Origin of the sequence: Nocardia sp. NPDC005745, assembly GCF_040630775.1 — a bacterium.
Classification (GTDB): Bacteria; Actinomycetota; Actinomycetes; order Mycobacteriales; family Mycobacteriaceae; genus Nocardia.
The window spans coordinates 59,554-73,445 of sequence record NZ_JBEXYF010000023.1; the positions used below are offsets into that span (position 1 = coordinate 59,554).

Consider the following 13,892-nt stretch of genomic DNA (forward strand, 5'->3'; position numbering starts at 1 on the left):
CCGCCCACGTCGGTCAGAGCCCGTGATCGCGGACCCATCCCGCGACCTGGGTGCGCGAGGTGAAGCCGAGCTTGGTGAGGATGTGCTCGACGTGGGTCTCGGCGGTGCGCACCGAGATCACCAGGTCCGCGGCGATGCGTTTGTTGCTGTGCCCGGCCGCGACCAGCCGGGCGACGTCCTTCTCCCGCCGGGTGAGGACGTCGGCCGCCTCGGAGCCGACCGAAGCGGGCCGGGGCGGACGCGCCGCGGCGGGCGTGCGACCCAGCGCGTAGTCGATCGCCTCGCCCAGCGACAGCGCCGCACCGCTGTCGAAGACCTCCTGGAACCTGCGTTCCCCCAGCGCTTCTCGGACGCGACCACGCATCTTGTCACCCAGCACGCCGGTGATGGCGTGTGCGAGGCGCACCGTGCTGCGCGCGAGGATCTCCGCGGCGCCGAGCAGGCGCGCGGCTCGCTCGAAGTCCGCTCGGTCCACCGCCGTCCACGCCAGCCCCTCGAACCCGGAGGCGAGCCAGACGCATCGCTCGAACAGGCTGAACATTTCGACGGACCGGGCGAGATAGTCGGTCGCGGCGGCCTGATCGCCGCGTCGCCAATGGTCCAGGCCCATCGACCACTGTGCCAGCCCGCCGAGCAGAGACGGCCCCCGCTCGGTGGCGACCGCGAGCAGCCGCTCGGCGAAAACGGTCGAGCGCGCGTCGGCGAGCACCAGCGCGCACACGAACGCGAAAGCGAGACTGTCCATCTCCATGGCGTGATGGCCGCATTCGGCCGCCAGATGCGTCGCGGTTTCGGCCAATTCGAGCGCGCGGGCGGTATCCCCGTCGTTGAAGGCCAGCAGTGCCGAATCGAGCATCGCCTCGGCGAGAATATCGGGGGCATTGAGTTTGCGTGCCAGGGTTACGCATTCGTCCACCAATTGGCGAGCGGACCCGCGGTCGGACAGCAGCGCCGCCAGCGAGGCGGCCGCGGACAGCCCGCGTGCGCGAAGCTCGGTCGGTTCGCTGGACTTCGCCAGCGCATCGGTCAGCCAGCGATACCCTTCGGTCAGGAAGCGGTTGTGCTCCCAGAACGGCCGCAGCACCGCGGCCATCTCCAGGGCCGACTCCGGTGTGTCGACGAGGCCGGATTGCAGAGCCGCGCGCAGATTCGCGTGCTCGCGGTTCAGTGCGCGGAACCACGTGACGTCGTCGGAACTCCAATACGCGGTCCGGCCGCGCAACGCCAGCCGCCGGTAGTGGTCGCGGTGACGCGCGCGCACCGCGGGCTCGTCGCCCCGTTCGGCCAGCCGGTCGTGGGCGAACTGCCGGATCGGCTCCAGCATCGAGTACCGGCCGATTTCGCCGTCGTAGCGCAGGCTCAGCACCGATTTGTCGACCAGGCCGGTCAGCGCGTCGAACAGTGTCCGCGCCCCGGTGGCGGGCAGGCACACGGCCTCGGCGGCGTCGATGTCGAAGCCGCCCGCGAAAACCGACAGCTGCTCCCACAACCGCTGTTCGGCGGGCGTACACAGGTCATAACTCCAGCGGATCGCACCCTCGATGGTCTGCTGTCGCTCCGGCGCGAGTCGCGGTCCCGCGCTGAGCAGGCCCATGGTGTCGTCGAGCCGGGCGAGGATCTGCTCCGGAGTGAACATCCGAAACCGCAACGCGGCCAGTTCCAGCGCGAGCGGAATGCCGTCCAGCCTGCGGCAGATCGCGGCCAGCGCACCCCGGTTCGCCGAGGTGGCCACGAAGCCGGGATTGGCGGCGCCCGCCCGTTCGGCGAGTAGCCGCATCGCATCGCTGTCCGCGCTCTCGCCCTCTGCGAGCGGCAGGGGTGCCACGGGCATGACCTGTTCGCCCTGAACCCCCAGCACCTCCCGGCTGGTCGCCAGCACCCGTACCTCCGGGGTGGTGGCCACGATCCTGCCGACCAGCCGCGCGCACGCGTCGATCAGGTGCTCGCAGTTGTCGAGAATCAGCAGCAACCGTTTGTCCGCGAGGAACTCGGTCAGCCGCCGCAAGGGCGCCGCCGTGTCGTCGCGCAGCGCCAGGGCCTCCGCGACGGTCACCGTCACCAGGTCGGGGTCGTGTACATCGGCCAGCTCGACCGACCACACTCCGTCCGGGAACGCACGCGCGACCACCGCGCCGACCTGGCGGGACAACCGGGTCTTGCCGACACCGCCCGGGCCGAGCAGCGTCAGCACCCGCGTCGTGGGCAGCAGCCGCTTCGCGGCGGCGAGTTCCTCCCGGCGCCCGACGAAGCTGGTGACCTCGGCAGGGAGGTTGCCGATGGGACGCCGCGCCATGGGTGTCAACCCTAGGTACCGCGCGTGGCGCGCAGGAGCATTCTGGACAAAATCGACTCCGGTGGACGTGCAGGCGTGGCCCGCGGGCACCGGGGCGGTGGAACCGAACCGCTCCGGCTCATCGGACGGCGACAGCGGCGTCGTCGACCTCGGTCAACTGGTGGCGCATCCGGTCACGCTTGGCGCGCAGATAGTGCACGTTGTGCTCGGTCGTATCGGCCTGCAACGGAATTCGCCGTTCGACGGCGATGCCGTAGGCGGTCAGACCCGCCTGTTTGGCCGGATTGTTGCTGAGCAGCCGGACCGACCGTACGCCCAGGTCGGCGAGGATCTGCGCCGCGGCGCCGTAGTGGCGGGCGTCGACGGGCAGCCCGAGCCGCAGGTTCGCGTCGACCGTGTCGGCGCCGGCGTCTTGGAGCTGGTAGGCGCGCAGTTTGTTGAGCAGTCCGACGCCGCGTCCCTCGTGCCCGCGCAGGTACACCACGACGCCGCGGCCTTCGGCGGCCACGGCCTGCATGGCGGCGTCGAGCTGCTCGCCGCAGTCGCAGCGCAGCGAGCCGAACGCGTCGCCGGTGAGGCATTCCGAGTGCACCCGGGTCAGCACGTCGCGCTCGCCCGGTGTGCCGAGCACCAGCGCGAGATGTTCGGCGTGGTTCGTCTCATCGCGATAGCCGACCAGCCGGAACGCGCCGAAACGGGTCGGCAGCCGGGTCTCGACGACGCGCTGCACGCCCGGCTCGAGCCCGCGGCGGTGGTCGACCAGGTCGGCGATGGAGATGATCGGGATTCGGTGCACCCGGGCCATGGTCAGCAGCTCGGGGAGCCGGGCCATCGACCCGTCGTCGCGCACCACCTCGGCGATGACTCCGGCGGGGCGTAGTCCCGCCATCCGTACCAGATCGACGGCGGCCTCGGTATGCCCTCGCCGACCGAGGACGCCGCGCGGGTGCGCCCGCAAGGGGAATACGTGCCCGGGACGGGTGAGATCCCGGGGTGTGGCGGCGGGATCGGCGAGCAGGCGCATGGTGTGGGCGCGGTCGGCGGCCGAGATGCCGGTGTCGATCCCCGTCGCCGCGTCCACCGAGACCGCGTAGGCGGTGCCCTTCGGATCCTGGTTGACCGCCGTCATCGGCGGCAGCTCCAGCCGGTCCAGATCGCTGCCTGTCATGGGCACGCACAGCACGCCGCTGGTGTGCCGCACCAGGAAACCGATATTCTCCGCGGTCGCCTGCTCGGCGGCCAGCACCAGATCGCCTTCGTTCTCGCGGTCCTCGTCGTCCACCACCAGCGCCATGCCGCCGCTCGCGATCGCCGCCACCGCGGCAGGCACCGAGTCCAGTTCACCGGTCATCATCCGCCACCTCCATATGCCTGATAGAAATATGACGGGGCCGGAACAGCCAGGCGGCGTCTCACTCAGTGAGGCGATCGATATCCGCCAGCAACTCTCGCGCGAAATCGCGCTCGGCCTCGTAGTGGCGCACGCACCAGCGCAGCACCAGTTCCGGATAGGCCCAGTCCGGATTCGCCTCGGCGCCCTTCGCGTCGGCCTCGGCGCGTTTACGCATCTTCTCGGCGTATGTGATGTGCTCGCTGAGGATTTCGCGCATCCGTTCCGGCTCGGCGAGGTTGCCCAGCCACGCCCGCAGCATCACGCTGTGTTTGAGTACCGGCGCCTCGACCGGCGCGTGATTGACCCAGTTCGCGGCGGCGGCACGGCCTTCCGGTGTGATGGCGTACATCCGCTTGCCGCGCACGCCGTCCTCGTGCACCACCGTGCGGGAACTGGCGTAGCCGTGCTTCTCCAGACGCTTGAGTTCGGCGTAGATCTGGCTGAACGACGGGCTCCAGTAGAAGAACTGAAGACTCCAGTCGGCCCATTTCTTCAAGTCGTAGCCGGAGAGTTCGTCGGCGTGCGAGAGCATTCCGAGCACGGCCCACGCGGTGGTAGGCAGGTCGGGCACCGCGGGTGTGCCGCCATCGGTCATGGTCGGACTGTACCGCTCAGGCATATTCCGACTCGGGCTATCGCCAGCGCGCCCGGCGGGGGAACAACGTCCGGCCCGCCTCGTGGGAGATCTCGAGCAGCACCCGTGCCAGCTTGTCGAAACTCATCGCCTCGGCCCGCCCGGACAGCGACAGCGCCGCGGGCGCCGTGCCGCGGCAACGCAACGGCGCCGCGACGCAAGCGATTCCGTCCATCGATTCCTCCCGGTCCAGCGCGACGCCCTGGCGCAGCCGGATCTGGGCCAAGCCGCGATGCAGCGCGCCGGGCTCGGTGATGGTGTGCGCGGTCAGGCGCGGCAGCCGGGTATGGAACGCCGCTTCGGCGATGCTCGGTTCCAGCGCCGCCAGCATCGCCTTGCCGAGCGCGGTGCAGTGCGCGGGCATGCGGCCGCCGAGGCGGGTGGGCAGCAGCGCGGCCAAGCGGCCACCGGCCTTGTCCAGGTAGACGACCTCGCGTCCGTCGAGCACCGCCAGATGGCCGACCATGCCGGTGCGCTGACACAGCTCGTGCAGCAGCGGGCTGACGGCGTCGCGGATCTCGTTGTGATCGGCGGTGAGGCCGCCCAGTTCCAGGGTGCGCATGCCGAGCCGGTACCCGCCGGAGGTGTGGGCCAGCCAGCGCAGCCGGATCATCTGATCGAGGATCCGATGGACTGTCGAGCGCGGCAGGCCGGTGCGCTCCACCAGGCCCAGCAGCGTCAGCGTCGGGGTCGCGGCGTCGAACGCGTCCAGGATGAGGGTCATCCGCTCGATCATCGATACCGGCACGTCGGCGGAGCCGGGGTCGGCCCCGTCGGGCCGGCCGCGGTGCGGGAGCCGGGCGGTGTGCGGCTCGGCATCGGGTAGCAGGGTGACGGTCATTCGAACCTCCGTCGGTCGCATTCGGTCTACGTCGACCAGGCACGACGTGCCCGATCGTTTGTGTCTCCCATCACACTGACGGGTTCGCGACCGAGAGGAATCGGGAGAACTACGTAGCTTCCACGGATCTCCGTCTCGGTGACCGGACTCCGATCTTGACCTCCCTCCGGCGGCGGCTGCTGTCATAGCTATCAGGTATATGCCTGATCGAAATAGGAGGCCCGATGGAACCGGTGCTCGAGATGGACGGATCGCCACTGGACGTGCGCGACTTCAAAGCCGTGCTGGGGCGCTTCTGCACCGGCGTCACGGTGATCACCGCGCGGTCGGCGGCCGGGCCTGCCGGATTCACCTGCCAGTCGTTCTCGGCACTGTCGCTGGAGCCGCCCGCGGTCTGCTTCTGCCCGGCGCGCACGTCTAGGTCGTGGCCGCGCATCCGCGAGGTCGGCCGGTTCTGCGTGAACATCCTGGCCCACGACCAGCGGGAGATCTGCAGGCAGCTCGCGCGCAGCGGCACGGACAAGTTCGCGGGAGTCGACTGGGAGCCGTCGCCGAACGGCTCGCCGCGGCTGGCCGGCGCCGTGGCCTGGCTCGATTGCGAGCTCGAGCGGGAGGTCGACGGCGGTGACCACACGATCGTCATCGCGCGCGTCACGGCGCTGTCGGAGCATCGCGAGGCGCCGCCGCTGCTGTTCTACCGCTCCGCGTTCGGACGGTTCGACCCGGCCTGAGCGCCTCCCGGCCAGTGGGACTGCGCATTTCCGCCCCGCGTGCCGAACCGAAATATCGAGGTGACAAACGTGCGTGAATTGTGGAGGAACCGATGACTACCGACACCGAGGTTCGAGTGATCGACGCGGGCGCTCCGCCCGCCCGGTACGCGCGCGGCTGGCACTGCCTGGGGCTGGCGCGGGACTTCCGGGACGGGAAACCGCATACCGTCGAGATCTTCGGCACCGAACTGGTGGTCTTCGCCGGAGCGGGCGGCGAGCTCAACGTCCTGGACGCCTACTGCAGGCACATGGGCGGGAACCTGGGTGACGGCCGGATCAAGGGGGACTCGATCGCCTGCCCGTTCCACGACTGGCGCTGGGGCGGCAACGGCCGTTGCACCGGCATCCCCTACGGCCGCCGGGTGCCACCCCGCGCGCGGACCCGGTCGTGGCCGACGCTGGAGCAGAACAAGCAACTGTTCGTCTGGAACGACCCGGAGGGCAATCCGCCGCCGGAACACGTCGCCATCCCCCGCATCGAGGGCGCGTTCAGCGACGAGTGGACCGACTGGACCTGGAACACCATGACGATCGACGGCGCGAACTGCCGCGAGGTCATCGACAACGTGGTGGACATGGCGCACTTCTTCTACGTGCACTTCGGGTTCCCGACCTACTTCAAGAACGTCTTCGAAGGTCACATCGCCAGTCAGTACATGACCTCGGTGTCACGCGAGGACATGCTGGGGGAGACCGCGAAGGCATTGGGCGGCAAGAACGTCCTGCACTCCGACGCCTCCTACTACGGCCCTTCCTACATGATCGATCACCTGCGCAGCGAAAGCGCGGGCCTGACGGTCGAGGGCATCCTGATCAACTGTCACTACCCGGTGTCTCCCACCGAGTTCGTGCTGCAATACGGCGCCATCGTGAAGAAGCCGCACGGCGTGTCGCCGGAACAGGCCGAGGACATCGCGGCGAAGTTCGCCGGTGGTCTCGGCCGCGGCTTCGAACAGGACGCCGCGATCTGGCAGCGCAAGACCCGCATCGACAATCCGCTGCTGTGCGAGGAGGACGGACCCGTCTACCAGTTGCGCCGCTGGTACGAGCAGTTCTACACCGACGTGGCCGAGATCGACCCGAAGATGACCGCCCGCTTCGAGTTCGAGGTCGACACCACCCGTGCGGTCACCGCGTGGGAGGCGGAGGTCGCCGAGAATCTCGCCGAGCAGCGCGCCGGCGCCGAGGCCTGAGCGGACTGCGATGCAACCGGTTACCTGCCGTACCTGCGCGACGTGCGTGCTGGTCGAGAAATTCAGCCCGCAGCACACCAGCGTGCAGTGGACCGCGAGCGCGGTGGCGGCGTGCGCCGAGTTCACCGGGGCCGACAGCGCGCGAATGCGGACCTGCGCCGCGCTGCGCGACAGCATTGATACCGCGGTCGCGGGCGGTCGCATCGAAGTCGGCACCCGTGACGCGGACGTGCCGTGAGCGCGGCGAACGCCGTGGACGACCGAAGAGGGGAAATGACAGTGGACAGGGCTCGGGCGACCGCGGTGGCGCCGGCGCCGACCGGAATCCCCGGCGACAGCGCGAGCCGCCCCGGAGCGGTTCTGCCCCTGCGCGTGGCGCAGGTGATCAGGGAAACCGACGATGCGGTATCGCTGGAGCTGGATGTCGTCATGGAGCGGCCGTCGATCACATACCGCCCGGGTCAGTTCCTGACGCTGCGGATACCGAGCGAGCTGACCGGCTCGGTGAGCCGCTGCTACTCCTTGTCGAGCGCGCCGCACGAGCAGGGTCCGCTGAAGGTCACCGTCAAGCGAACTCCCAGCGGATACGCATCGAACTGGTTGTGCGACAACGTGACAGCGGGCATGGTTCTCGACGCGCTGCCGCCCGCGGGCGTCTTCACCCCCGCGTCGCTCGACGACGACCTGCTGTTGTTCGCGGCGGGCAGTGGCATCACCCCGGTGCTGTCGATTCTGAAATCGGTGCTGGCGGCCGGGTCCGGGCACTGCGCGCTGATCTACGCCAACCGCGACGAGCGCTCGGTGATCTTCGCCGCCGAGCTCGCCGACCTCTCCGCCCGGCATCCCGGCCGCCTGGTCGTGGTGCACTGGCTGGAGAGCGTGCAAGGGCTACCGAGCCGCGCGCAGCTCGCGGCGCTGGCCGGACCGTGGTCGGATCGCGAGGCGTTCGTCTGCGGTCCCGGTCCGTTCATGGACGCCGTCTCCGCCGCACTGATCGGGCTGGGGGCGCGCCGCGAGCGCGTGCATGTCGAGAAGTTCGTGTCGCTCAACGGCAATCCGTTCGACAGCGGCACACCTGAAGTCGTCGACGACGGCGATTGCGCCACCGTGGCGGTCGATCTCGACGGCGAGACACGCGAACTTCCGTGGCCGCGTCGGCAGGTGCTACTCGACGTCCTGCTGGCCAACGGGCTGGAAGCGCCCTACTCCTGCCGCGAGGGCGCTTGCAGCGCGTGCACCTGCCGGATCGTTTCGGGGCGGGTGGAGATGCGGCACAACGAAGTTCTCGACGAGGCCGATCTGGCCGAGGGGTACGTGCTGGCCTGCCAGGCGGTCCCGATCACCGACACGGTGCAAGTCACCTATTCCTGAGGAGTACGACGAATCAATGGCTGATATCGCCTCGCTCGGCTATGTCCGGATCGCCGTCGCCGATGTGGCGGCCTGGCGGGCCTTCGCGTTCGACGTTCTGGGCTTCGCGCAGGGCACCGGCCCGAATCCGGACAGTCTGTACCTGCGGATGGACGAGCACGCCTACCGCTTCGAACTCGTTCCCGCGCAACAGGACCGCGTGCTCGCCGTCGGCTGGGAGGTGCGCGACTACCGCGCCCTGGCCCGGGTGCGGCACACGCTGGAGCGGGCGGGCGTGGCTGTCGCACCGCTCGCCCGGGATCAGGTCGACGCTCTGCGGGTGGAAGAGGCGTTCACCTTCACCGATCCCGCCGGGTTCACCGTCGAGGTCTTCCACGGCCCGGTGCTCGACCACAGCCCGGTCGTGACCGCGCACGGCAACCGTTTCGTGACGGCCGGATCGGGGCTCGGCCATGTCGTGCTGCCGGTGCCCGACCTCGAGGAGGCGAACCGCTTCTACTGTGAGGTGCTCGGATTCCTGCCCCGCGGCTCGTTCCGGGTGCCCGCCCCGCCCGAGGTAGGCCCGATTCGCGTGCGATTCCTCGGCGTCAACCGGCGTCACCACAGCCTCGCCCTGATCCCCGGCACCCGCTCCGACGGTCCGGGCCTGGTGCACGTCATGGTCGAGGTCGACGAGCTCGACGCCGTCGGCCGTGCGCTGGACCGGGTCATGCGGGCCGGCTATCCGTTGTCGTCGACCCTGGGCCGCCACACCAATGACAAGATGATCTCCTTCTACGTCCGCACACCCGGTGGCTGGGATCTCGAATACGGCACCGAGGGCGTGCTGGTCGACGAATCCACCTACAGCGCCGAGGAGATCACCGCGGACAGTTACTGGGGCCACGAATGGTCTCGTGGCTGACCCGGCGGGGCGGTCACGCGGCGAGGACTTAGACTGGCGATTCGAGGAGGAAGGAACGTTGATGAAGCGAAATCTGAACTGCCCCTGCGGAGAATCGATCGTCGGAACCGACGAGGACGATCTCGTGGCGAAGACGCAAGCGCACCTGGCGGAGAAGCACCCCGGACACGACTACTCACGCGACGAGATCCTGTTCATCGCGTACTGACCGAGAGCTCCGGGCGTGCCCGGAGCATCACGGCCTCGGACGTAGACCCTCGATCATGTGCGTCGTGGTCTCGTCCAGCAGTTCGTCGGCGGCTTCCACGGCGATCACGCCCGAGCCGACGAAGGTGGCCAGGCCCTGCAGTGCGGCGACCGCGGACAGCGCGATGCGCCGCGGGTCGCCGGCGATCACCTCACCCCGCTGCTGCGCTTCGGCGATGAGCGCGACCGGCGTCGCGAACGCCGCGTCCACGGCTCGGGACATCACATCGCCCGCGGCTGGGCTGTGCCTGCGGGCGAACATGAGCGCCACGAGCGCGGAATTCTCGGTGGCGAACCGGAGATAGGTCCGGGTCAGGGCGCGGAAGCGCCCCTCGATCGCGCTCCCGGCCGCGGTCTGTTCCAAGGCGGCGGCCAGACGCTGGAACCCCGACACCGCGATGGCGTCGAGCAATGCCTGCTTGTCCTTGAAATGCCGGGTCGGAGCGGCATGACTGACTCCGACGTCACGGGCCAGCCCGCGCAGCGAAAGGCCGTCGACGCCGGACTCGCGCAGCGTCGCCTCGGCCCGTTGCAGCAGTTCGGCGCGCAGGTCGCCGTGGTGGTAGGACCGGCTTCGAGTGATCGGCATGGTGTTTGCAGGATAACAAAATGTAGGCATTGCCTACTTTGTTGGCGGTGACTACATTTATTCGCATGACGGTTCGGACCTTCACCGCCCCGATCGCGGTGCTGACGGTGTTCGCGGCGCTGCTCGCCACCATGTACCTCGGTTACGCGGGCAATACCGAGAAGAACTTGCACGACTTCCCGATCGCCCTGGTCGATCAGGACGTGGGTGACACGCTGGACGGCAAACCCACCAACATCGGCGCCCAGGTCACCGACGCGCTGGTCGCCGGGATCCCGGCGGAGAAGATCGACCTGCGCGTCCTCGGCATCGCCCAGGCGCGCGAACAGTTGCAGGACGGCGAGGTGTACGGCGCCATCGTCATCCCGTCCGACTTCACCAAGCGTCTGGCCATTCTCGGCGCGGCCGCCGTGGTCCCCGGGGAGATCGAGCGGCCGGTGATCACGGTCCATACCAACCCGCGCATCGGTCCGTATACCACCGGCATCATGCAGCGCGTCGCCGATCGCGCGTTGAACCAGGTGGACGAGGCCGTCGGCAAGAACCTGACCGGCCAAGTGAACGCCGCCCTGGCGGCGGGTCCGGGAGCGCCGGTCGAGCTCACCGGCGCCGCCAGGTTGATGCTCGCCGACCCGGTGCAGATCGTCACCGCGCCGTTCCGCCCCATGGACGACGGTGCGGGCCAAGGCCTCGTCGCCTTCTTCTACACCTTGATCCTGCTGCTGGCGGGCTTCACCGGCGCCATGATCATCCACACGCTCGTCGACTCGGTACTCGGTTTCACGCCAACCGAGTACGGTCCGTGGTTCGTCCACCAGCCGGCCACCGGGATCTCCCGATTCCGGACACTGCTGCTGAAATGGGCGGTCGTCCTCACCGCGGCGCCGATCCTGTCCGGGATATTCCTCGCCGTGGCCGCCGCGTTGGGTGTTCCGCTGGGCAGCCCCCTGCTGTTGTGGCTCTACGGAATACTCGCCATCGTCGCCGTCGGCGTGACCGCGCTGGCCGTCCTGGCCACCTTCGGCACCGCCGGACTACTGGTCAACCTGATCTTGTTCGTCGTCCTGGGCCTGCCGTCGTCGGCCGCCACGGTCCCGCTGGAGGCGACGCCGGCCTATATCGCGAAGCTGGCCGCCTTCGAGCCGATGCACCAGATCTACCTGGCCGTGCGCGCCATCATGTTCTTCGACGCCCACGCCGGAGCCGGTTTGGGCCACGGGCTGTGGATGACGCTGCTCGGCCTCGGAATAGGACTTGTCCTCGGTGTCACGGCCACGTACGCCTACGACCGCCGTGGACTGCACCGCGCGAGAGCGCCGCTCGGCAGTGCCCCTGCCGTGGGCGCGCCCGCCGTCGCCGGATGAACGGGTCCGGGCGATCAGTCGCCGGTGGCGGCCAGGAGCGCGTCGAGCTTCTGCGGGTCGACGCCGAAGCCGGTGAGGCGATTCAGCGGAATGGAGGCGATCATCCGCATCATGTCCACCCCGAGTGCCGAGGCGTCGCTCATACTCTCGGACATGCCGCCGAACACGTCGGCCAGCGCGGCCGCCGCCCTCGGATCGGCCAAGGCCTCCCCGAGGGTCGACTCCGCCGTGATCGGGATCCGCAGTTCGTCTCCGGCGACGTCGACCAGCCCGCTGACGCGCAGGTCTCGGCTGGAAGCGCCTGCCCAGACCCGGTAGGCGCCGCCCTCCACGATCCAGCGGTCGACGCGAGTCTCCCAATAGGCCAGATCATCGCGGCGTAGCAGCATCGAGATCTCCTCGCGCGCACCCGGTTCCAGTTCGGCGGTCACCGCGACACCCTTCAGCTCGCGGGCCGGACGCGTGACGGAGGAGCCGGGCAGCGCGGTGTACACCTGCACCACCTCGCGGCCTCTGCGGGAACCGGTGTTGGTGACGCCGACGCGCACCGTGATGCCCGCTTCGTTCGCGGTGAGTGTCAGATCGGAGTAATCGAACGTGGTGTAGGACAGGCCGTGCCCGAACGGGTAGCACACGTCCATCTCCCGGCTGTCGTACCAGCGGTAGCCCACAAACAGGCCCTCGCCGTAGCGCACGTGCGAATTCTCGCCCGGGAAATTCAGATAGGCCGGGGTGTCCTGCAAGCGGACCGGCACCGTCTCGGCGAGTCGCCCCGACGGATTCACCACACCGAACAGCACGTCGGCGAGTGCGCCGCCCCCGGCCTGGCCGAGCAGCCCGCCGTCCAGGACGGCGGGCGCCGAGGCGGCCACCGGGCCCAGCCGCACCACGCCGCCGTGCGCGAGCACCACCACCGTGTCCGGTCGTACCCGCACCACCGCGTCCAGCAGATCCAGCTGCTCGGCGGGCAGCTCCAGATGCTCACGGTCGAAGCCCTCGGATTCCTGCGTGGCCGCCAGGCCCAGGAACAGCACTGCGACGTCCGCGTTCGCCGCGGCGGCGACGGCTTCCGCGCGCAATGCCTCGTTGTCCGCGTCCGTGGCGTCCGTGGCGAAACCCCGGCAGTAGGAGACCGTTGCGGAGCCCGCGAGCGCGCGGATCTCGTTTAGCGGCACATCGAGCCGGGTCGGGTTGACGTGTGAGCTGCCGCCCCCCTGATATCGAGGTTCCGTCGCGAATTCGCCGATCATGGCCAGCGAGCGCCCCGGTGTCAGTGGCAGCAGGCCACGGTCGTTCCGCAACAGGACGACGCAGCGTGCGGCGACCTCTCGGGCCAGGCGATGGTGGTCATCGGTGGTGTCGACGGTGTGGGCGGTCGCGCGACCGGCAATCACTCGCGCGGCCAGCGTCGCCACGTTCCGCGCGGCACGATCGACGTCCGCCGGGTCGAGGGTGCCCGCGGCCATCGCCGCCATCACCTGGGCGTCGGAGACGCCGCTGCCGCCCGGCATATCCAGATCCAGTCCGGCCGTCACGGCGGCGGGCCGGTCGGCCACCGCGCCCCAGTCGGAGACCACCGCACCGTCGAATCCCCATTCACCGCGCAGGACGTCGGTGAGCAGCCAGCGATTCTGCGCGGCGGGTACACCGTTGATCCGGTTGTAGGAGCACATCACCGTCCACGGCCGGGCCGTGCGCACGATGTGGGCGAACCCGCGCAGGTAGATCTCGCGCAGCGGGCGCGGGTCGACGTCGGAACTCGACCGCATCCGGTCGTGCTCGGCGTTGTTGGCGGCGAAATGCTTGAGGGAGGCGCCCACTCCCGTGCTCTGCAGCCCCGTGACCCACGCCGCGCCGAGCAGGCCGGTGAGCACCGGATCCTCCGAGTAGTACTCGAAATTGCGGCCGCCGCGCGGATCCCGCTTGATATTGACGCCCGGCCCGAGCAGCACGTCCACGTCCAGGGCGCGGGCCTCCCGGCCCAGCGCCGCGCCCACCCGGCGCACCAGTTCGGTGTCCCAGCTCTGCGCTAGCCCCACCGCGGGCGGGAAGCAGGTGGCGGGCAGACTCTCGGCCAGCCCGAGGTGATCGGTCGCCCCCGCCTGCCTGCGCACACCGTGCGGGCCGTCGGTCATGGTCACCGAGGCGACGGGACCGATCGCCTTGGTGGTCCAGAAGTCCGCGCCGCTGCCGAGCGCGGCGCGCTGCTCCGGCGCCAGATCGGCGAGGTCGGGCTTGCTCGTCATCGAGGCTCCTCGGGTCGAGACCGTTACCGAAAACAGTATGGGTCG

General features: G+C 69.4%; 13 protein-coding genes. 7 read left to right on the forward strand and 6 right to left on the reverse strand.

The features are described 5' to 3' along the window. Positions 1 to 13: 13 nt before the first annotated feature. The 4 genes from ABZ420_RS23670 to ABZ420_RS23685 form a co-directional block, all read right to left on the reverse strand. Positions 14 to 2,293, reverse strand: coding sequence for a LuxR C-terminal-related transcriptional regulator (locus tag ABZ420_RS23670; protein WP_357126486.1), 2,280 nt, complete (start codon positions 2,291 to 2,293; stop codon positions 14 to 16). 118 nt (positions 2,294 to 2,411) lie between these two features. Continuing rightward, entirely contained in the window at positions 2,412 to 3,644 is a 1,233-nt protein-coding gene (locus ABZ420_RS23675; protein WP_357126636.1) for a bifunctional 3,4-dihydroxy-2-butanone-4-phosphate synthase/GTP cyclohydrolase II, read from the reverse strand. A 61-nt stretch (positions 3,645 to 3,705) separates the two neighbouring features. Beyond that, the gene (locus tag ABZ420_RS23680; RefSeq protein ID WP_357126489.1) at positions 3,706 to 4,281 is read right to left on the reverse strand and encodes a PadR family transcriptional regulator; all 576 of its coding nucleotides are present in this window, start codon (positions 4,279 to 4,281) and stop codon (positions 3,706 to 3,708) included. 37 nt (positions 4,282 to 4,318) lie between these two features. Further along, positions 4,319 to 5,161 (reverse strand): IclR family transcriptional regulator, encoded by an 843-nt coding sequence (locus ABZ420_RS23685; RefSeq protein WP_357126492.1) that lies wholly within the window; start codon positions 5,159 to 5,161, stop codon positions 4,319 to 4,321. A gap of 224 nt (positions 5,162 to 5,385) precedes the next feature. Between ABZ420_RS23685 and ABZ420_RS23690 the strand changes: the two genes are divergently transcribed. The 6 genes from ABZ420_RS23690 (at position 5,386) to ABZ420_RS23715 (ending at position 9,610) form a co-directional block, all read left to right on the forward strand. Next, positions 5,386 to 5,892 (forward strand): flavin reductase family protein, encoded by a 507-nt coding sequence (locus tag ABZ420_RS23690; RefSeq protein ID WP_357126495.1) that lies wholly within the window; start codon positions 5,386 to 5,388, stop codon positions 5,890 to 5,892. A 92-nt stretch (positions 5,893 to 5,984) separates the two neighbouring features. Next, positions 5,985 to 7,127, forward strand: coding sequence for a Rieske 2Fe-2S domain-containing protein (locus tag ABZ420_RS23695; RefSeq protein WP_357126498.1), 1,143 nt, complete (start codon positions 5,985 to 5,987; stop codon positions 7,125 to 7,127). 10 nt (positions 7,128 to 7,137) lie between these two features. After that, positions 7,138 to 7,365 carry a hypothetical protein gene (locus ABZ420_RS23700; RefSeq protein WP_357126501.1) on the forward strand — a complete coding sequence of 76 codons (228 nt, stop codon included), beginning with the start codon at positions 7,138 to 7,140 and terminating at the stop codon, positions 7,363 to 7,365. A gap of 35 nt (positions 7,366 to 7,400) precedes the next feature. After that, positions 7,401 to 8,498 carry a ferredoxin--NADP reductase gene (locus tag ABZ420_RS23705; protein WP_357126504.1) on the forward strand — a complete coding sequence of 366 codons (1,098 nt, stop codon included), beginning with the start codon at positions 7,401 to 7,403 and terminating at the stop codon, positions 8,496 to 8,498. A gap of 16 nt (positions 8,499 to 8,514) precedes the next feature. Further along, positions 8,515 to 9,402 (forward strand): VOC family protein, encoded by an 888-nt coding sequence (locus ABZ420_RS23710; RefSeq protein ID WP_357126506.1) that lies wholly within the window; start codon positions 8,515 to 8,517, stop codon positions 9,400 to 9,402. 61 nt (positions 9,403 to 9,463) lie between these two features. Further along, positions 9,464 to 9,610, forward strand: coding sequence for a hypothetical protein (locus ABZ420_RS23715; RefSeq protein WP_063917340.1), 147 nt, complete (start codon positions 9,464 to 9,466; stop codon positions 9,608 to 9,610). A gap of 27 nt (positions 9,611 to 9,637) precedes the next feature. Here ABZ420_RS23715 and ABZ420_RS23720 read toward each other — a convergent pair whose 3' ends face one another. After that, complete coding sequence (locus ABZ420_RS23720; protein ID WP_357126509.1) at positions 9,638 to 10,237, reverse strand: TetR/AcrR family transcriptional regulator; 600 nt, start codon at positions 10,235 to 10,237, stop codon at positions 9,638 to 9,640. Between the two features lie 65 nt (positions 10,238 to 10,302). On the opposite strand from ABZ420_RS23720, the gene ABZ420_RS23725 reads away from it, so the two are divergent. Next, positions 10,303 to 11,601, forward strand: a complete 1,299-nt coding sequence (locus tag ABZ420_RS23725; protein WP_357126512.1) for a DUF3533 domain-containing protein — start codon at positions 10,303 to 10,305, stop codon at positions 11,599 to 11,601. A 14-nt stretch (positions 11,602 to 11,615) separates the two neighbouring features. Here ABZ420_RS23725 and ABZ420_RS23730 read toward each other — a convergent pair whose 3' ends face one another. After that, on the reverse strand, positions 11,616 to 13,847 hold the full coding sequence (locus tag ABZ420_RS23730) for a glycoside hydrolase family 3 C-terminal domain-containing protein (protein ID WP_357126514.1): 2,232 nt from the start codon (positions 13,845 to 13,847) through the stop codon (positions 11,616 to 11,618). Positions 13,848 to 13,892: the final 45 nt, after the last annotated feature.

Coding starts and splice junctions, on each gene's coding strand:
- ABZ420_RS23700 (WP_357126501.1), top strand. CDS start 7,138: ATGCAACCGGTTACCTGCCGTACCTGCGCGACGTGCGTGCTGGTCGAG.
- ABZ420_RS23725 (WP_357126512.1), top strand. CDS start 10,303: ATGACGGTTCGGACCTTCACCGCCCCGATCGCGGTGCTGACGGTGTTC.
- ABZ420_RS23705 (WP_357126504.1), top strand. CDS start 7,401: ATGACAGTGGACAGGGCTCGGGCGACCGCGGTGGCGCCGGCGCCGACC.
- ABZ420_RS23670 (WP_357126486.1), bottom strand. CDS start 2,293: ATGGCGCGGCGTCCCATCGGCAACCTCCCTGCCGAGGTCACCAGCTTC.
- ABZ420_RS23685 (WP_357126492.1), bottom strand. CDS start 5,161: ATGACCGTCACCCTGCTACCCGATGCCGAGCCGCACACCGCCCGGCTC.
- ABZ420_RS23730 (WP_357126514.1), bottom strand. CDS start 13,847: ATGACGAGCAAGCCCGACCTCGCCGATCTGGCGCCGGAGCAGCGCGCC.
- ABZ420_RS23720 (WP_357126509.1), bottom strand. CDS start 10,237: ATGCCGATCACTCGAAGCCGGTCCTACCACCACGGCGACCTGCGCGCC.
- ABZ420_RS23675 (WP_357126636.1), bottom strand. CDS start 3,644: ATGACCGGTGAACTGGACTCGGTGCCTGCCGCGGTGGCGGCGATCGCG.
- ABZ420_RS23710 (WP_357126506.1), top strand. CDS start 8,515: ATGGCTGATATCGCCTCGCTCGGCTATGTCCGGATCGCCGTCGCCGAT.
- ABZ420_RS23715 (WP_063917340.1), top strand. CDS start 9,464: ATGAAGCGAAATCTGAACTGCCCCTGCGGAGAATCGATCGTCGGAACC.
- ABZ420_RS23690 (WP_357126495.1), top strand. CDS start 5,386: ATGGAACCGGTGCTCGAGATGGACGGATCGCCACTGGACGTGCGCGAC.
- ABZ420_RS23680 (WP_357126489.1), bottom strand. CDS start 4,281: ATGACCGATGGCGGCACACCCGCGGTGCCCGACCTGCCTACCACCGCG.
- ABZ420_RS23695 (WP_357126498.1), top strand. CDS start 5,985: ATGACTACCGACACCGAGGTTCGAGTGATCGACGCGGGCGCTCCGCCC.